Below are 17,748 nucleotides of genomic sequence, written 5' to 3'. Positions count from 1 at the left end.
CGCCGCCCTGAGCCCGCAACAACGGGCCACAAGAAAAACCGAGCAGTAATGGATTTGCCGTGCAAAAATTAATTTCCGCCATCGTCGCCGATATCGGCAAGGTCTTGTTGGGCAAGGAACACCAGGTCAAGCTGGCACTGGCCTGCCTGTTGTCCCGCGGTCACCTGCTGATTGAAGACCTGCCCGGCATGGGCAAGACGACACTGGCCCACGCGCTGGCGCAGGTACTGGGTCTGTCCTACAAGCGGGTGCAGTTCACCAGCGACATGTTGCCGGCCGATATCCTCGGTGTTTCCATCTTCGAGCGCGATTCCGGCCAGTTTCGCTTTCACGAGGGACCGGTGTTCAGCCAGCTATTGCTGGCAGATGAGATCAATCGTTCCTCACCGAAAACCCAGAGCGCGCTGCTCGAGGCGATGGAGGAGCGCCAGGTCAGCGTCGATGGCGAGACGCGCCAACTGCCGGAGCCTTTTTTCGTTATCGCCACGCAGAACCCGCTGCATCAATCGGGCACTTTTTCCCTGCCGGAATCCCAGCTGGACCGCTTCCTGATGCGGATCAGTCTCGGTTATCCCACCCGCGAGGCGGAGCGGGCACTGTTTCTCGGTGTGGATCCGCGCGCACAGCTGCAACAGCTGAAGCCGCGTATCGATGTCGCCGCGCTGAAGAAAATGCAGAGCCTGGTGGGACAGGTAAAAGCCTCCGAAAGCCTGCTCGACTATCTGGAGCGGCTGGTCCTGCACACCCGCCAGAGCCCGGAGTGCGCGGTGGGGCTCTCTCCCCGCGGCGCCCTGGCACTGTTGCACGCTGCCCGCGCCTGGGCGCTGATACACGGCCGCGGCCACTTGCTGCCGGAAGATCTCCAGGCCGTGCTGCCATCGGTGGCCGGACATCGCCTGCAAGGTGAAAGCGGTGACGGCATCCAGTTGGTGGAGCGGCTGATGCGCCAGGTCGACATTATCGCGGCCTGATGCGATGAGTTTGCTGAGCGAAATGGCCCGCCCCGTCGCCGACCGCTGGCGCGAACTGGTGCAGCGGTGGCTGAGTCGCCGCTCACCGCCGTCGCGCAGCGTCACCCTGGACCACGGCAAGCTCTTCATCGTGCCTTCGCGCGCAGGGATGGGTTTTCTGCTGGTGGTCGTCCTGTTGTGGCTGCTGGGCACCAATTACGAAAACAACCTGGTTTTCGCCCTGACGTTTCTGTTGGTCAGTTTGTTTGCCGTATTGCCGGTGCATACCTTCGCCAACCTGTCCGGCCTGCAGCTGCAGCTGCTAGCGGCGCGCCCCGCCTTCGCCGGCGACTATGCCGAGGCGGAGATCGCCGTCAGTCGCAGCGGCGGCCGCGCGCGGGAGTGGATACAGGTGTATTGGTCCGCGGAAGAGGGGGCCTCGCTGGATCTGTTTGAGCGCAGCACCGCCGAGATCTGCGTCGCGCTGCCGGTGGTTAAGCGCGGCAAAGTCCGCGCGCCGCGGCTGCGCATAGAGAGCCGCTTCCCGCTGGGGTTGTTCCGCTGCTGGAGCTGGGTCGACCTGGATATCGAGTTTCTGGTCTATCCGCGGCCGATAGCGGCCGGGCCCCTGCCGCTCGGCGCGACACTGAGCGACAGCGAAAGCAGCGACCTTGCCGCGGAGCCGCGGGCGCTGCACGGCGGCGACGACTTTGCCGGCCTCAAGCCCTACCAACCGGGAGACTCGCTGCGCCACCTGGCCTGGAAACAGTATGCCGGTGGCCGCGACCTCTACAACAAGGAGTACGAAAGCCATGTCGACGCGCGCCTGTGGTTGGACTGGGACCTGCTCGGCGGGCGCGATGTGGAAACCCGCCTCAGTAACCTGTGTCACTGGGCGCTGCAGGCGGAGCGGGAACAGACCGCTTACGGATTGCGGATCCCCGGTATCGAGATGGCGCCGTCGAGTGGTCCAGGACACCTGCAGCGCGTGTTGACTGCGCTGGCGCTGTTTCCGGTGAGGGGAGGGGTCAGTGGCCAATCAAAGTGAGCTGTTGCCCCGCGAGAGCCTGCTGTGGATTTTCGCCGCCCAGTTTGCCGCGCTGTTGCCGCAGTTTGCGCTGCTGCCGCTGTGGATCGTCTGCGCCTGGGCCTTTGCCGTCTACTGGCGCCTCGAGGTCTTTCGCGGCCGCCGCGACCTGCCCGGACGCGCGGTCAAACTACTGGTAGTGGCCCTGACGGTGGGCGGTCTGGCGCTGTCCTATGGGCGCTGGTTTGCGCTGGAACCGATGGTGGCGCTGCTGGCGGTCTCCTTCACGCTCAAGAATCTCGAGCTGGTCAGCCGCCGCGATGCCTTCCTCAGCCTGCTACTGGCCTATTTTGTTGCGGCGACCCTGTTTGTTTACGAGCAGACCATTCCCTACGCACTGTACGGCACCATCTGTGTCGTGGTCATCACCGCGGCACTGGCCGCGCAACTGGGCCACTTCAGTGCGCGCCCGCGTCGGGCGTTGGGATTGTCCCTGCGCCTGCTGGCCCAGGCGGTTCCGCTGATGCTGCTGTTGTTTATCGTGATGCCGCGGCTGGGACCCCTGTGGGCCGTACCGCAGAACAAATCCGGTGCCAGTACCGGTGTCAGCGATTCCATGACCCCCGGCGACTTCACCCGTCTCTCCAAGTCCGACAAGCCGGTGTTGCGCATCGCCTTCGACGGCCCGGTACCGGCGCCGGAACAGCGTTATTGGCGCGGTCTGGTCTACTCCGATTTCGATGGCCGGCGCTGGAGCCAGGGTTTCGGCGTGGATCCGCGCGAAGGTGGGGTTGTGCGCTGGAGTGGCCGCGAGCAGAGCCTGCCCGAAGTCGGGCCGCGCTATCGCTATCGGGTGATCCAGGAGAGCACCAACAATCCCTGGCTGTTTGCCATGGCGCGGCCCATCTCCGACACCCGCGGTGTCGGCGAAACCAGCGACGACCGCATTATAAAGCGGGGGCCGGTTTACAGCCGTTTTGCCTACGAGGTGCGCTCCTGGCCCCGCGAAACCCTTACCGATGTTCGCGAATTGGACGATTTCCAGCACCGTCGCAACCTGCAGTTACCGCGGGGCGGCAATCCGCGTACGCGTGCCTGGGCAGACGAGTTCCGCGCGTCGGGCCTGGACGCGGAGGAAATCTCCGCGCGCGTGTTGAAGTTTTTCAATCGCAGCTTTACGTATACGCTGAAACCGCCGGCGTTGGGGGTGGATTCGATCGACGAGTTTCTGTTTGGCAGCCAGCAGGGATTTTGCGAACACTTTGCCGGCAGCTATGTATTTACCATGCGCGCCGCCGGGGTGCCGGCGCGGGTGGTGGCGGGCTATCAGGGCGGTGAGTGGGTCGATCAGGAAGAGTACCTGCTGGTGCGCGAGTACGACGCCCACGCCTGGGCGGAAATCTGGATTGCCGGACGCGGTTGGCAGCGGGTGGATCCCACCGCAGCGGTGTCGCCGGAACGCATCCGCGATGGCTTGCAGAATGCCGCGGCCGAAGAGTTCATGGCGGATTCGCTGTTGCCGTTACACCGCATCGGTATTCTCAACCGGCTGCGACTCGAGTGGGACATGGTCAATTACCGCTGGTACCAGGCGGTGGTCAGTTTCGACAGCGACAAACAGCAGAACCTGCTAAAGAAACTACTCGGTGAAGTATCCCCCCTGCGCCTGGCCGCGTTCATTGCCGTACCGGTGGCACTCGCCCTGATCGGCATACTGCTGTGGCTCTGGTTCAGCGGCCGCGGCCGTCGCCTGCCGCCGGCGAGCCGGCTGTACCAGAAGTTCTGCCGGCGTATGGCCCGCGCCGGTATCGCACGCCGCCCAGGCGAAGCCCCCCGGGATTTTGCCCGTCGCGTACGCGTGGAAAAGCCCGCACTGGCGCCGATGGTCGAGCTGATTACCGCCGCATTTGAAAAGGCCGCCTACGGCGAGGATCCGGCGGCGCAAAAACAGCTGCGTCGGTTGCTGCGACAGTGGTCACCGGGGGCGAACTTTATGTTTTTGAAAACGGTTGGCGCCGGCCGAATCGCCACCGGTGAGTAGTTTCAGATCAATCACTCAGTGAACATGCCCGCAAGACTGCAAAAATTCCTGTTCGGCTACAGCGGCACATCGCTGGCTACCGGCCTGCAGGTGGTGCTGCTGCCGTGGATCGCGGTAGCCGTGGTGGGACTGCCGGCGTTGCACCTGGGCTGGGTGCAGGCCTCGGTACTGCTGCCGAACCTGGTCTTCCTGCTGTTCGGTGGCGCGCTGGCGGACAGGCGCGATTCCGCCGCGGTGGCCGCGCTGGCCTGCCTCGGGCTGGCGTTGTGCCACGGCGGGCTGCTGCTGTATTTCTCCTATCGCATTCCCAACTTGTTGCTGTTGCTGCTGTACGGTGCCTGCCTCGGTATCTGTACCGCGTTTCTGCAACCCGCGCGCGACAACCTGGTGCAGCGCAGCGCCCGCGACCGACAGGGGCTCACCACGGAGAGCCGCGTACAGAAAACCGTTACCTGGATGATGCTGGCGCAATACGGTGGCCAGGCAATCGGGATGCTGCTGGCGAGTCGCTTCGATCAGTGGGGGCCGCAACTGTTGCTGGGTATTCAGATAGTGGTGTTGTTATTGGCTGCAGCCTTTATGTTGACGTTGCGGGAGCGGGGCGAGCACATCGCGAAGGAGGATAAGTCACCGCACACTTTGATTCTCGATGGATTGTCGCAGGCGTGGCGCCGGCCGGCTCTGCGAGAGCTTATCGCCCTGATGGCATTCAATGGCTTCGTGCATATCGGCATTTTCCTCGTGGTGCTGCCGCTACTGGCGGCAGATTACGATCGCGGAGCCAGCTACTACGCCACCCTGCAGCTGGCCTTCGTTGCCGGGACCGTCGCCGCCACGGTCACCATGTTGCGTCGCGGGCAGGGCAGGCGCCCGGGGCGCGGCATCCTTATGTGTTTGCTGTATAGCGCTGCCCTGCTGGTGGCGATCAGTTACGGCCCAACTCCGCTCGGCCTGGTTCTGCTGTGTGCCTGTTGGGGTGGCGTGGCCGCAGCGTCGGCGGCGCTGGGCCGGGCAATAGTGCAGCTGTTTGCGCCGGCGGAGTACCGCAGCCGTATCATCTCCATTTACCAGCTGGCGTTGTTTGGGTCCGCCGCACTGGGTGCCCTGGCTGCAGGTGTGCTCAGCGAGTATGCCGCGCCGCTGACGACACTCATGTGGGCGGGCATGTTGAGCCTGTTGGCATTTATTCTGGTCGCGTTCAGCGGCGCGTTGCGTGAGGTGACGATAACCGACGGCGAAGAGTGATTCACTTTTTCGCCGAACATGCTCCGTGACTGTGCGGCAATACATTTGGCAGTTCGATTGAATCGGGGACGATTAATGCATTTATTTCACAACTGGCGCCGCGCTGAAATCATGTTGCTGCTGTTGGCCACTGCCATGCCGCTGTCATTTGGCGTCTGGCAGGCACTGCTGAACAATTTTGTGATTGAGCGGGCGGGCTTCAGCGGGGCGGATATCGGACTGCTGCAGAGCGTGCGGGAGATTCCGGGATTTCTCGCCTTTACGGTAATTTTTGTACTGCTGCTGGTGCGCGAGCAGCGGCTGGCTTTTCTGGCCCTGATCGCCACTGGTCTCGGTGTCGCGCTCACCGGGTGGTTTCCGACCACGGCGGGATTGCTGCTGACCACGCTGATCATGTCCACCGGTTTTCACTACTATGAATCACTGCAGTCGTCGCTGGCGCTGCAGTGGCTGCCGAAAGAGACCTCGGCGATCTGGTTCGGGCGCATGCTCGCGGCCGGTTCGCTGGCCTCGCTGGCGGCCTATGGACTGGTGTGGCTCACGTCCGATCAGTGGGAACTGGACTATCGCTGGATCTATATGCTCGGCGGCGGTATGACGATTGTGATAGTGGCGCTGATCTGGCTGTTGTTCCCGAGCTTCCCTCAGCCCCACAGTCAGCACAAGAAACTGATACTGCGCCGGCGCTACTGGCTCTACTATGCGCTGACTTTTATGAGTGGTGCGCGCCGGCAGATCTTTGTGGTGTTTGCCGGCTTCCTGATGGTGGAAAAATTCGGCTACAGCGTCGCCGATATTGCGTTGCTGTTTATTCTCAATCACCTGCTCAATCTGTACGTGGCCCCGCGCGTGGGGAAATTTATCGTGCGCTTTGGCGAGCGCAGTGCGCTGACCATCGAATATATCGGCCTGGCGCTGGTATTCGGCGGCTATGCGCTGGCCGAGAGCGCCACGGCCGCGGCGCTGCTCTATATTGTCGACCACCTGTTTTTCTCGATGGCGATTGCGATCAAATCCTACTTCCAGAAAATCGTCGACGAGCGGGATATCGCCGCGTCGGCCGCGGTGAGTTTTACCATCAACCATATCGCCGCGGTGGCGATTCCGGTGCTCTTTGGCCTGCTGTGGCTGGTATCGCCGGCGGCGGTTTTCTGGTGTGGTGCGGCCATGGCCCTTGTCTCCCTGCTGCTGGCGCAGAATATCCCGGGCCAGCCGGCCCGGGGAAATGAAGTGCGGATAGGGCGCGGTTTTGCGGCCGGGCAGAAGCTTGCCGGACCCGCTTAACGAACTGCCTTCAGCCGACCGGTTAAATCCTGCGGAGAAATTCCGCGAATTTTCGCGCTATACGGCTAAAGCGTGGAATCTGGCGCCAGGCTTCTATTCCGATCCGTGATAGGGAATTAGACTCGAGGTTTGCTCGCTAGCGGGTGACGGCGATTACCCATGGACAGGCGCCGTGTCACCACCACAAAACTACCTGAGTGAACAGTGCTTTGTCGCAACCGTATAGCGGGGCCGCACAGCCCTTCCCGAACACGACCGGACCGAGAGGCTTACAGAATTGTCAGCGCCAGCAGCGAATGGAGGTCGCAGCGTTTTTTCCGTCTCTTCCCAGCCGTGGTCGCGAAGGGGGTTGGGATTCCTTAGTTTGACGTTACTGGCGCTGCTGTTCTGTAGTTCCGCAGCCGGGAATCCGGGGCGCGGATCTGGGGAGGCTCCTGCGCCCGAGGTGATTTTGCAGGGCGCCAGCAGCGGGCCACTCGGTGAGCGCGCCGGTTACCTGCTGGAGCAGGGCACACCACAGGACCTTGCTGCCGCGCAGCGAGCCCTGAAGCAGGGCGCATTTCAGCGGCAGGAGCGCACCGCGGCCGGCTTTGGAATCGCGTCACCGCCGGTGTGGATGCACCTGGCCCTGGTCAATCCCAGTGACCGCCCCCTGACCTATCAACTGCTCCTGGGCCAGCCCTGGCTGGACCAGCTGGACGTGCGCCTGGTTCGCGCGGGACAGCTCAAGCAGCACTGGCGAAGTGGAGACATGGTACCCGGGGCGCAGTTCCTGCTCCCGGCGATGGGCTATGTGTTTCCCGTCGAACTGATGCCGGGGCGCACTGAGCTCTTTGTGCGCGCGCAGACTGCCGAATCATTTCTGTTACCGGTGTCACTGCTGACAGCGGAGGATTTTGAGCGCACGAGCCGGGGCTTTCGCTACCGCTACGGAGTTTTCTACGGCTTTCTGCTCGCCTTTATTTTCTACAACCTGATACTGTTCGCCGGTTTGTGGGAGCGCAGCCATCTGTACTACGCGCTGTATGTGCTGAGTTTTATGGCGCTGAGTTTGGTCTATACCGGTCACGGGTTCCGTTGGTGGTGGTCGGGGCAGGTCGGCTTTCAGCAGTATGCGCTGTTTGCCGCGATGGTGTTGTACGCCTGCGCGGGCCTGCTGTTCGCAGTGCGGTTCCTGCAGCTCGACCAACTCACACCGCGAGTCAGCATGTCGATAAGGCGGCTGTCTTTGCTGGCCCTGGCCGCCATGGCGCTGTTCATCACGGCGCGGCAGCTGTATGCCGCCGTCTATCTGGCTTATGGCCTGTTCACCGTATTCACATTGGCAATGGTGGTGCTCGGGGTATTCGCCTACCGGCGCGCTCGTTCCAGGGGTATCTATTTTCTGCCGGCAGTCCTGTGCAGCATGCTTGGCCTGGGTATCGGGCTGTTAACCGCTTTCGGGCTCCTGGCCTCGAATGTGTGGACCACCAGCGCCGTGGAGATCGGGCTGATTCTCGAAGCGGTGCTGCTGTCCCTTGCACTGGGTAACCATATGCGCAACCAGTCCAGGGCGCGCCAGAAGGCGGAGCATTTGGCGCGAATCGATAGCCTGACCGGCCTGTTGAATCGACGGGCCTTTCTGGCCGATGCCGCGCCACTATGGAGCACAGCGGTGCGCCACGGTCGGCCGATGAGTGTTTTGTTACTGGATATCGATTTTTTCAAACAGGTCAACGACCAGTTCGGGCACGACAGTGGCGATCGCATCCTGCAGGATATGGCCAAGTTGTTGCTTGGAAATTGTCGCGAGGGCGATATTCTGGCGCGCTGGGGTGGGGAGGAATTCGTGTTGCTGCTTCCGGAAACCGGTCTCGGGCAGGCCACTGCCCTTGGCGAACGGATTCGCCGCGATGTGGAAGGGCGGCGGATTCTGGCCGACTGGTTGGGCATGCCGCTGACGGTCAGTCTCGGTGCCGCACAGCTTCAGGCTGAAAATTCCCTGAGCGATCTGGTCTGTGCCGCCGATGGCAGATTGTACGAAGCCAAGCGCGGTGGCCGGAATCAGATAGTGCCTCCGGTGCTCGAACCGGTATCGGCGTAAGCGTCCAGACTTCGATGGCGAATGTTCCCGATGGCATTAGAAAATAACAATTCACATCACGGCACTGCGCCGCCGCTCGGGTTGTTGAAGCTTTGCAGCGGCCTGGGTACCGCCTGCCACCGTGTCGTCGCTGCCATTTTGCCAGTCCTGTGCTTGAGTCTGTTTGTCGGCGGTATCGCCTGTGCGCAGCCCCTCCATATCACTGAGCAATACGGCGGCCCACTGGGTAAGCATGCCGGCTTTCTCGTCGAGCGCGATGGTCCGCTGCGCCTCTCCCAGGCTTATCAGGCCTGGCAAAACGGCTGGTTTGCGCCGGGAAGTCACCCGATTGCCAGCTTCGGCATAGGATCGCGGCCGGTGTGGATGCAGCTTGCGCTGCACAATGACACTTCTGAAAGTGCGCCGCGCATTCTCACGCTCGGCAAAACCTGGATGGATCACCTGCATGTATATCTGTTGCAGGACGGCCGTGTACTTCACGCCTGGAAATCCGGCGACGCGCACGCGGCCACCGCGGATCTGGTGCCCGGGATGGGTTACCGGTTGCCTCTGCAGGTGCCCCCGGGGCACAGCCAGATCTTTATCCGCGCGCAGACGGCGGACCCCTTTGTGCTGTCCGTGTCCCTGCGTTCGGCGCGGGATACGGCGGCCGCAGCGCGCGGAGTCCAGTATGGCTACAGCGTGCTTTTCGGTTTCCTGGTAGCGCTGATCTGCTACAACCTGATGCTGTACCTCGGCTTTCGCTCCCGCAGTTACCTTTACTATGCCCTCTACCTGGTGAGCTTTATCGCGATGTGCATCGCCTACAGTGGCCATGGCTTCGCCTGGTGGTGGCCTCTCGAAGTTGGATTTCAGCGATTTGTCATTCTCGTCCTGATGGTGGTGTACGGGTGTTGTGGCTTCCTGTTTGCCTGCTGTTTCCTGAAGCTTGGAGAGCATGCGCCACAAGTCCGGCGGTGGGTGATCGCCACCTGCGCGGCGGCACTGATGCTGATGACTTATTTTGTCGGGCGGGGCAGTCAGTGGGATGCCGCTTTGCTGGCATTCAACTTCGTCACATTCTTTTCCGTTGCCATGGTGTTACTCGGCGTTCTGTCGATCAGGCACGGGCAGCGCGAGGGGCGCTACTTCCTCGGCGCCGCGCTCTGCAGCATGCTCGGGGTCGCTGCCACGACGCTGTCTGTGCGGGGGGTGATTCCCATGTCGACGCTGACTTTTCACGGCGTTGAATTCGGCATGATGCTTGAGGCTACGCTGCTGTCATTGGCGCTGGCCCGACAGATGCGGGCGCAGAAAAATGCGCTGCTGCACGCACAGCGACTGTCGCGGATCGACCCGCTGACCGGGCTGCCGAACAGGCGCGCATTCCGGGAGGATGCGAGCGGGATCTGGGGCACGGCGGTCCGCCACGGTCGTCCCCTCAGTGTCATCGTGCTGGATATTGACCACTTTAAGTCGGTCAACGACCTGCATGGTCACCAGTTCGGCGATCAGGCGCTGCTGGCGGTGAGCGAACTGCTTGCCGGTTTCTGCCGCAAGGGCGACAGAGTCGCGCGCTGGGGCGGCGAGGAATTCGTTCTGCTGTTGCCGGAGACCAATCTGGTGCAGGCCTGCCAGGTCGCGGAGCGCCTGCGCAGGGCGGTTGCTAATTGCCGGCTGGCGGCGGGCACGGCGACCATCAGGCTGTCGATCAGCCTTGGTGCGGCGCAGCGCAATAGCCAGGCATCGCTAGACGCACTGTTGTGCGATGCCGATCAAAAGCTCTATGAGGCAAAGCAGCAGGGGCGCAACCGGGTCGCGCCTTGCGGGGATTTCGATTACGCCGTGTGATCACCCCGCCGCTTGTTGATTGTTGCCGCAGGCCCGCGTGCACTCCACTCCTGCACTCCACTCCTGCGCTGCCCGGCCAAGCGTCCCCGTCGGCAATTGCGCGCGCATTTCAACGTCGCCGTCTCCGCCAGCATCTAGACTTTTCCCGAATAAAAACTTCTGCCGCTTCTGCCTGCACCATCAATTGTTGGCAGGTAGCTACAAATACCGGCAGGCCAATAACAGGTGAGGTTAGCTTGCGAGCACCGACTGTCACCGGCTATCTCCACAGGCTGTCCGCCGATGTCGTCGCGGCAGTCATACCAACATCGGCTCGGCTGAAAATACTGCTGTGCGCACTTTGGCTCGTCAGTGGCCCGCTTCTGGCGGAGCCCCAGAAAACCGGCGAGCAGCGCGGCGATGATTTCACTGTCCGCGCCCGCTATCTGCAGGAGCAGGACGCGCGACTGTCGCCGGAAGAGGCGATTTCCGCCCTGCAAAGAGACCTGTTTAACGCTGACAGTCGCGCGGTGCCGAGCTTTGGCATTGGCGCGCGGCCGGTGTGGATCTACCTGCCGCTGAGCAATACCTCGCCCACACAGAAGTCGGTAAACCTGGCGGTGGGGAAGCCCTGGATCGACCAACTGAATGTCTATCTGGTGCGCGGCGATCGCGTCGTACGCCGCTGGTCGACCGATGGCTCTGGCGATGAATCTGGCGATGGCGCCGCGCAGGCGGCGCCGGGAATCGGCTATCTATTCCCGCTGACGCTGGCCAGTGGGCGCAGCGGCATACTGATTCGCGCAAGTAGCGCGGAACCACTGGTGCTGGACGTAGCGCTGCTTTCCGACGATGCGCTGGCACAGCGCAAACAACAATCGCATTATGGCCATGGCTTGCTCTATGGTTTCCTGCTGGCGTTTGTCTGTGGCAACGCCATGCTCTGCTACGGGCTGCGCGAACGAAGTAACGGTTTGTATTCCCTGTACCTGTTTGGCTATATCGCGCTCAGCTTTATCTATTCCGGTCATAGCAATATGTGGCCGGATAACCCGTTTATCCAGCGCTACGGCCTGTCGCTAGCACTGGTACTCTTCTGCAGCGCGGGCTTTTTGTTTGCGTGTCGCTTCCTGCATCTGGATACCTATGCAGCAAGCACGCAGCGCTGGGGCATCGGCATTGCGTCAGGGGCAGTTTTACTGGTCTTTACCGGAGCCGCGGCCGATGTTCAGTGGTTCTCGGTCTGGGCCGCATTTCTTTTTGCGGCAGTATTTATCGTCGGCGTGGTTTATCTGGGCCTGCTCTCGGGTCGCCATGGCGAGCGGGCCGGGCGCTATTTTCTCGGCGCGGCGCTGTGCAGCGTGGTTGGTCTCGCGGTGACGCTGTCTGCATTTTGTGGCCTGCTGCCACTCAACACGCTGACATTTCACGCCGTGGAGATTGGTCTCGTCCTGGAGGCGACGCTCTTTTCTCTGGCGGTGGCGCGTCGCGTGCGGTCACAGGAAGAGGCATGCCGCGCGGCTGAGCAGCTTTCCCGCACTGATGCTTTGACCGGGCTGCTGAACCGGCGCGCCTTCGACGATGACGCGGCGTCAATTTGGAGTACGGCAGTTCGCCACAATCGCCCCCTGAGCGTCATCATGTTGGACATCGACCGCTTCAAGGCGGTCAACGACCGCCTGGGCCATCCGGCCGGCGATCGGGTCCTGGTGCAGATATCCAGGTTGCTCGCCAGCTGCAGTCGTGAGGGAGACAAAGTGGGGCGCTGGGGCGGCGAGGAATTTGTGGTGCTGTTGCCGGAAACCAGTGTGGCGCAGGCGCGCCGGTTCGCCGAGCGACTGCGCCGCGCAGTCAGTGCCAGCAAGATCGCCGCCGCCGGGACATCCATCAGCCTGTCGATCAGCCTCGGCGCCGCAGAGCGCGGGCGTCACCGTTCCCTCAGCCAGTTGATCTGCGACGCCGATAAAAAACTCTGCGAAGCCAAGCGGCGTGGGCGCAACTGCGTCGTGTCGACCGGGCCGCGCGAGGCTACCGCCTGAGCCATCGCATGGCGCTCGCCGGCACTACCAGCGATTGGTAATCCACAGCGTTTGGTAGGGCTCCAGTGTGACTGTCCCCAGCATATCTTCATAAATTCGATCGCTGACCAGGTCCTTCCAGCAGTCTGTGCCAATGAGGTTGAGACTGGACAGGGGGATCGTCTGCGGCGCGTCGGAAATATTGTTCAGGCAGAAGATACTCTGGCGACGGTTCATGCTCTGGCGCCAGAATGCAAATATCTGGTCACCCAGGTGCAGCGTGAACTGGGTGGCATTGGGGTGGAAGGCCGGCTGTTCCCGCCGCAACTTGATCAAGTGGCGCAACTGGCCGAAAACCTTGAAGTGATGGGTGGTCGGATCTTTCAGTTTCTGGTTGAGCTCCGATTCCTGCCACTGTCGCCGGTTGATGGCGCGATTGTGCCCGTGCTCGAGCATCCGCTGGTAGTCGTTGGTGGTTCCCACCAGGCTGTGCAGATAGAAGGCGGGAACCCCCTCCAGCGCCAGCATGATCGCATGTGCACAGATAAAGCGATCTATCTGCCACTCGTCTTCGCCCGCGGTGGTGCCCCTCAACGCATCGAACAGGGAAATGTTGATTTCATAGGGCTTCTTGTTGCCGTCGTCCAGGGCGCGCCAGGATATCTGTCCGCCGAAATTTTCCATGGTCTGGATCAGGGCTTCCTGTTCGTCGTCGCTGAGCAGCCCCTCTACCGGCCGCAAGCCAATGCCATCGTGGGAGGCGATGAAATTGAAATAGGTGGTACCGTTCTGTGCCGGCGGCATACTCATCAGCCAGTTCTTTAAATGCCGGCAGTTGCCGCTGACCAGGCTGTTTACCAGCAGCGGCGGCAGGGAGAAGTTGTAGATCCAGTGCGCCTCGTTGGCATTGCCGAAATAGGAAAGGTTCTCCCGGTTGGGGATGTTCGTTTCGGTAATAATCACCGTGTTTGGATCGGCGTGCTCGATCAGCGTACGCAACAGGCGCACTATCTCGTGGGTTTCTTCCAGGTTTATGCAGCTGGTGCCGATCTTCTTCCACAGGAAGGCCACGGCATCCAGGCGGAAGATGCGCACGCCCATATCCAGGTACAGGCGGATGATATCCACCATTTCCAGCAATACCTGCGGGTTGCGGAAATCCAGGTCGATCTGATCGTGGCCGAAGGTGCACCACACACATTTGCTGGAACTGCCATTGGAGACCGCGCGCAGCAGTGGCGTGGTTCGCGGGCGCACTACCCCGGACAGGTTTTCATTGGGATCCACGACGAAAAAATAATCCGCCCCCGGTGACTTACCCTGCTGAAAATTGATAAACCATTCGTGCTGTGCCGAGCAGTGATTGATGACCAGGTCTGCCATCAGGTGGAAGTCGGTACTGATGCGCAGTACATCACTCCAGTCTCCCAGTTTTGGATGTACCTGTTTGTAATCGACCACGGCAAACCCGTCGTCGCTGGAGTAGGGAAAGAACGGCAGTATATGCACGCTGTTGATCAGCATGGTGAAGTGGGTTTTCAGAAAGTGATGCAGCGCCTTCAGTGGGTGCTGCTTTTCACTGAGGATGGTGTTGCCATAGGTAATAACCACCACATCGGTTTCGTCCCACAGGTTTTTGTGCGGCAGCGGGCTCTGGCAGTCCTCATCGAGGCGCATGACGTGCATAAGCTGCTGCGCCAGGCGATCGCCGTCTTCATTCGGATAGATAACCGCCAGGTGATCGAGCAGTTTTTTCCCGATGATCTCGCGGGAGCACTCTTGCAGTGGGGACTGAGTCATGGATCCGTCGCTATCTGCTGTATTCCTCAAAATCCATCTCCACTGCCGCCTGTAACTCCTGCAGAAATCCCGGTGAGGCGCTGGTGATGCGGCTCCAGCTGGGAATAAACGGGGTCTCCATAGGATTGTCGAGGAACGCCTGGCCGGCCTTCATCAGGTTCCTGGCAAACAGCTCCACTGTCTGCTCCTCGCGGTGAATATCAAAATCGAGACCATTCATAATAGCGTCGTTGCGGTAGGTCTCCACGAAATCCAGGGCGATGCGGAAGTAGGTGGCCTTGATCGATCGGAATATTTCACTGGAGAAAACTGTGCCCTGGGTGGCCAGCTTGCGGAACAGTGACTTGGCGATATCGATGGACATCTTTGACAGACCGGTATGGTCGTCGCTGAAGGAGACCGCCTGGTGTTTGTGGTCGTAGGCGTGGGCAATATCCACCTGGCACAGGTGATTGGTGGAATAGTTGCGGTACATCTCCGACAGCACACCGATTTCGAGCCCCCAGTCACTGGGTATATGCAGGTCGTTGATCACATCGCGGCGGAAGGAAAATTCGCCGGCCAGCGCGTAGCGAAAGCTGTCCATATAAGTCAGGTAGTCGGTGTGACCGTAAACTTTCATCAGTGTGCGGATCAGCGGCGTGACCAGCAGGCGGCAGACGCGGCCGTTGATCTTATTGGACGCGACCCGCGAGTAATAGCCCTTGCAGAATTCATAGCTGAAGTTGGGATTGGCAACCGGGTAAAAGAGCCGCGCCAGCAACATGCGGTCGTAGGTCACAATGTCGCAATCGTGCAGGGCAACCGCCTCCCCCTTGCCGGAAGCCAGTATATAGCCGAGACAATACCAGACATTGCGGCCCTTGCCTGGCTCCACCGGCGCCAGGCCGCGCTCCTGCAGTTTTGCGTCCAGCTCCCGCAGGCGCGGGCCGTCATTCCACAGCACCCGCACATGCTGTGGCAGGCGGGTAAACTGGGCCAGGGCGTCGCGGTACTGGGATTCGTCGGCGCGATCGAGGCCGATCACTATCTCCGACAAATAGGGCACCTGTGCCAGGTGGTCGAGAATTCGCGGCAGGGCCTCGCCCTCGAGTTCCGAATAGAGCGATGGCAACAGCAGTGACATGGGCCGTTGGCGGGAGAACTCCAGTAACTCGCGCTCCATTTCCTCCAATGAGCGATTGGAGAGATTGTGTAGCGTGGTGATGGATCCATTCTGAAAAAAGTCAGTCACGGCATGCTCCTGGTCGGATTATCGGAATTTCACGTTTTCTCGCGCTGTTTCGGCAGTTGCCGGTTATGGGAATAGTTGTGCAATCGCTTCCCGCCAGCCCTCCGGGCCGACGGCTTCACTGATCATTACACGCTGTCCCGCCCGCGCGCGCAGCTGTGGCGGCGGGCGATGGGGCGCGCGGATAATGACCGCAATATCCGCGACCCGCAGCATGTCGAGGTCGTTCGGGCTGTCACCGGCGGCAATCAGGCGATATTCCGTGTCGCGACAATGGCGATAGCAGTCGAGCAGCCTGAGTGTGGCCGCACCCTTGTCGGTGGAACCCAGCAGGTGCAGAAAACGGCCGCCCTGCAGTGTGGACATGCCGGCGCCGCGGACTCGGGCGACAAATGCCTGTTTTTCCTCTTCGTCGCCCCGCCACAGGAGCGGTTCCGAATAATCGCGACGCTGTGCCGCCAGGGCCCGCTCCGGAGCCAGTCCGGTGGCCTCGACAATTTCGTCGACGGACGCCTCGGCAAAGCTCAGGTATGGTGTGCCGAATTGTTCGGCGTCTGCGCGCAGGAATTCGAGTAATTGCGCTCTCGGTAAACCGGTTTCGATAACCCAGAAACCGTCCTGCTCCCGTGCGTCGCCTGATTTTTCCGGGAAATAGTTTGCCGGAATGAAAATGGCTGAGCCGTTTTCGACGATAAAGGGGTGGTGATTGTGCAGCTCGCGGCGGAGCTCGAGCATTTCCGCAAACGTCTTGCTGCTATTCAGGATGACCGGCGTTTCCCGCTGTTCCAGTTGCTGTAGCAGCTCGTCCACGGCAGCGTGAGAGTAGTCGTAGTGATCCAGCAGTGTGCCATCCAGGTCACTGACGATCAGCCAGTGTCCGCTGAGAGAGTTATTTTGTGTCATCGCCACTGTTATTTGCGCTTTCTGAATCCTTAGATCCAAAAATAGTGCCAGATGGGAATTATGAGCCAGTGACGGGTGTTGTCGGTGCCGTTTGGCGCCACTTGGCACCTCTTGGGCACCAAATTGGCGAGATGAAGCGAATTTCGGCGGGAAAAGTGCACCGAACTGGAGAGGGTGGGGTATGGGGGCACATCTCGCGCGCTATTTTGGTGCGGCCTGTCGTTACTGTGCTGCTGCTACAGTACCTTTGCGGAGAGAGGCAGGGTTTTCGGCGGGAGATTCTGGATGACGCAGGCCAAATCAAAGCGCTGGTCACAGCGGGTGACAGAGACCAGCGATGCACTGGATCTGGAGCCGGGTGTGTTTACCTTGCGGGATCCGCGCGCCATAGCCCGGTCGTTAAAGCGCTCCGCAGAACGCAGCGAGCGACGCAAGTCAGACCCGTTCCGCTCGGCGATGTCGATGCTGACCTTCTATATCAACCGCGCTGGACGCAATTTGCCGGCTGATCAGCGCAGGCGGCTGGAAGCCGCCAAGCAGGAGTTGCGCAAGCTGTTTGACCGGGCGCCAGCGAAGCGCTGAGCGGACCCGGTAGCAGGCCGTGCCTTACAATTGTACCCAGGTGCCGTCCGGCTGGCGGCAGGCCGCGCCTTGAGTGGACTGGGGGTATTCGCCGCTCTGGACCTCTGCGGTGAAACTGCGGCAGTAACGGTCGCCGCGTCTTTCCACCGGGCCCGGGGTCACCGCGTAGTTCTGTCCGCCGTCCTGCCAGGCGATACGCTGCCCATCCGGAGCAAACTCGAGTGCCTGGCCGACACAGGCCTGGTTGCGGCTGTCCATTCGTTCACCAATCTTGCCGCCGACCAAGACACCGGCGATGGCGCCGCCCAGGGTAGCCAGTTTCTTGCCATTGCCGCCGCCAATCTGGTTGCCGAGCACGCCGCCGACTATGCCGCCCAGTACCGCTCCCACCTTGTCGCTGTTACAGCGAGAGGCGGTCGGCTGCGGGGCAGGGCGCCACTCCGGCTGGTAGACGGGCTCTTGCTCGCGCCGCTCGAACCAGGGCGGCAGCACCACTACCTGGGCGACCGGCTGGTGATGGTGGTGCACAGCTTTGCACTTGCGCTCTTCCTTGTAGTCGCCGTCGGCTTCCCACTTGCGCTCCACTTTACAGTTGCCGTCCCAATACTCTTCCTTGGCGACATAGCGATCGTGCTTGCGATGCTTCTTCCAGCCGCGGCCCTCGGGCGGGTCGGCATAGGTGGCGGTGGCCAGGCTGCTGGCGATGGCGAAAGCGGCGAAGATTTTTAATTTGTTCATATTTTCTCCTGAGTGTGCTGTGGATCCCGCCGATGGA

The 17,748-nt window shown here is 61.2% G+C and carries 13 protein-coding genes; 9 read left to right on the top strand and 4 right to left on the bottom strand.

Annotated elements, in window-relative coordinates; translation table 11 throughout:
- The first annotated feature begins 59 nt into the window (after nt 1–59).
- From BUC36_RS04420 to BUC36_RS04385, 8 genes are all read left to right on the top strand, one after another.
- Nucleotides 60–971: an AAA family ATPase gene (locus BUC36_RS04420; protein ID WP_073271985.1), complete on the top strand. Its 912-nt coding sequence runs from the start codon at nt 60–62 to the stop codon at nt 969–971.
- A 4-nt stretch (nt 972–975) separates the two neighbouring features.
- Nucleotides 976–1,998, top strand: a complete 1,023-nt coding sequence (locus BUC36_RS04415) for a DUF58 domain-containing protein (protein ID WP_073271982.1) — start codon at nt 976–978, stop codon at nt 1,996–1,998.
- A complete protein-coding gene (locus tag BUC36_RS04410; protein ID WP_073271980.1) occupies nt 1,982–4,018 on the top strand; it encodes a transglutaminase TgpA family protein in 2,037 nt (678 codons plus the stop codon). Before BUC36_RS04415 ends, BUC36_RS04410 begins: the two co-directional genes overlap by 17 nt.
- A gap of 24 nt (nt 4,019–4,042) precedes the next feature.
- Nucleotides 4,043–5,263, top strand: coding sequence for an MFS transporter (locus tag BUC36_RS04405; protein ID WP_073271977.1), 1,221 nt, complete (start codon nt 4,043–4,045; stop codon nt 5,261–5,263).
- 75 nt (nt 5,264–5,338) lie between these two features.
- The gene (locus BUC36_RS04400) at nt 5,339–6,547 is read left to right on the top strand and encodes an MFS transporter (RefSeq protein WP_073271974.1); all 1,209 of its coding nucleotides are present in this window, start codon (nt 5,339–5,341) and stop codon (nt 6,545–6,547) included.
- Nucleotides 6,548–6,911: 364 nt separating this feature from the next.
- Nucleotides 6,912–8,630 (top strand): sensor domain-containing diguanylate cyclase, encoded by a 1,719-nt coding sequence (locus BUC36_RS04395; RefSeq protein ID WP_159435979.1) that lies wholly within the window; start codon nt 6,912–6,914, stop codon nt 8,628–8,630.
- Nucleotides 8,631–8,660: 30 nt separating this feature from the next.
- The gene (locus BUC36_RS04390; protein WP_159435978.1) at nt 8,661–10,460 is read left to right on the top strand and encodes a sensor domain-containing diguanylate cyclase; all 1,800 of its coding nucleotides are present in this window, start codon (nt 8,661–8,663) and stop codon (nt 10,458–10,460) included.
- Between the two features lie 236 nt (nt 10,461–10,696).
- Nucleotides 10,697–12,478 carry a sensor domain-containing diguanylate cyclase gene (locus tag BUC36_RS04385; RefSeq protein ID WP_073271968.1) on the top strand — a complete coding sequence of 594 codons (1,782 nt, stop codon included), beginning with the start codon at nt 10,697–10,699 and terminating at the stop codon, nt 12,476–12,478.
- 24 nt (nt 12,479–12,502) lie between these two features.
- Here the strand turns inward: BUC36_RS04385 and BUC36_RS04380 are convergent, their stop codons facing one another.
- The 3 genes from BUC36_RS04380 to BUC36_RS04370 form a co-directional block, all read right to left on the bottom strand.
- Nucleotides 12,503–14,257, bottom strand: a complete 1,755-nt coding sequence (locus BUC36_RS04380; protein WP_073271963.1) for an alpha-amylase family glycosyl hydrolase — start codon at nt 14,255–14,257, stop codon at nt 12,503–12,505.
- Between the two features lie 10 nt (nt 14,258–14,267).
- Nucleotides 14,268–15,491 carry a glycosyltransferase family protein gene (locus tag BUC36_RS04375; RefSeq protein WP_073271960.1) on the bottom strand — a complete coding sequence of 408 codons (1,224 nt, stop codon included), beginning with the start codon at nt 15,489–15,491 and terminating at the stop codon, nt 14,268–14,270.
- Between the two features lie 63 nt (nt 15,492–15,554).
- Complete coding sequence (locus tag BUC36_RS04370; RefSeq protein WP_073271958.1) at nt 15,555–16,391, bottom strand: HAD-IIB family hydrolase; 837 nt, start codon at nt 16,389–16,391, stop codon at nt 15,555–15,557.
- A 285-nt stretch (nt 16,392–16,676) separates the two neighbouring features.
- Between BUC36_RS04370 and BUC36_RS04365 the strand changes: the two genes are divergently transcribed.
- Nucleotides 16,677–16,973, top strand: a complete 297-nt coding sequence (locus tag BUC36_RS04365) for a DUF3175 domain-containing protein (RefSeq protein WP_073271955.1) — start codon at nt 16,677–16,679, stop codon at nt 16,971–16,973.
- A gap of 24 nt (nt 16,974–16,997) precedes the next feature.
- Here BUC36_RS04365 and BUC36_RS04360 read toward each other — a convergent pair whose 3' ends face one another.
- A complete protein-coding gene (locus BUC36_RS04360) occupies nt 16,998–17,711 on the bottom strand; it encodes a glycine zipper 2TM domain-containing protein (RefSeq protein ID WP_073271952.1) in 714 nt (237 codons plus the stop codon).
- Between the last annotated feature and the right edge of the window lie 37 nt (nt 17,712–17,748).

Source organism: Microbulbifer donghaiensis (assembly GCF_900129095.1).
Lineage (GTDB): Bacteria > Pseudomonadota > Gammaproteobacteria > Pseudomonadales > Cellvibrionaceae > Microbulbifer > Microbulbifer donghaiensis.
This window is presented reverse-complemented; position numbering and strand designations above follow the sequence as displayed.

Excerpts from the sequence above, each read along its gene's own strand:
- BUC36_RS04400 (WP_073271974.1), top strand. The coding sequence starts at position 5,339 with ATGCATTTATTTCACAACTGGCGCCGCGCTGAAATCATGTTGCTGCTG.
- BUC36_RS04405 (WP_073271977.1), top strand. The coding sequence starts at position 4,043 with ATGCCCGCAAGACTGCAAAAATTCCTGTTCGGCTACAGCGGCACATCG.
- BUC36_RS04370 (WP_073271958.1), bottom strand. The coding sequence starts at position 16,391 with ATGACACAAAATAACTCTCTCAGCGGACACTGGCTGATCGTCAGTGAC.
- BUC36_RS04365 (WP_073271955.1), top strand. The coding sequence starts at position 16,677 with ATGACGCAGGCCAAATCAAAGCGCTGGTCACAGCGGGTGACAGAGACC.
- BUC36_RS04390 (WP_159435978.1), top strand. The coding sequence starts at position 8,661 with ATGGCATTAGAAAATAACAATTCACATCACGGCACTGCGCCGCCGCTC.
- BUC36_RS04380 (WP_073271963.1), bottom strand. The coding sequence starts at position 14,257 with ATGACTCAGTCCCCACTGCAAGAGTGCTCCCGCGAGATCATCGGGAAA.
- BUC36_RS04415 (WP_073271982.1), top strand. The coding sequence starts at position 976 with ATGAGTTTGCTGAGCGAAATGGCCCGCCCCGTCGCCGACCGCTGGCGC.
- BUC36_RS04360 (WP_073271952.1), bottom strand. The coding sequence starts at position 17,711 with ATGAACAAATTAAAAATCTTCGCCGCTTTCGCCATCGCCAGCAGCCTG.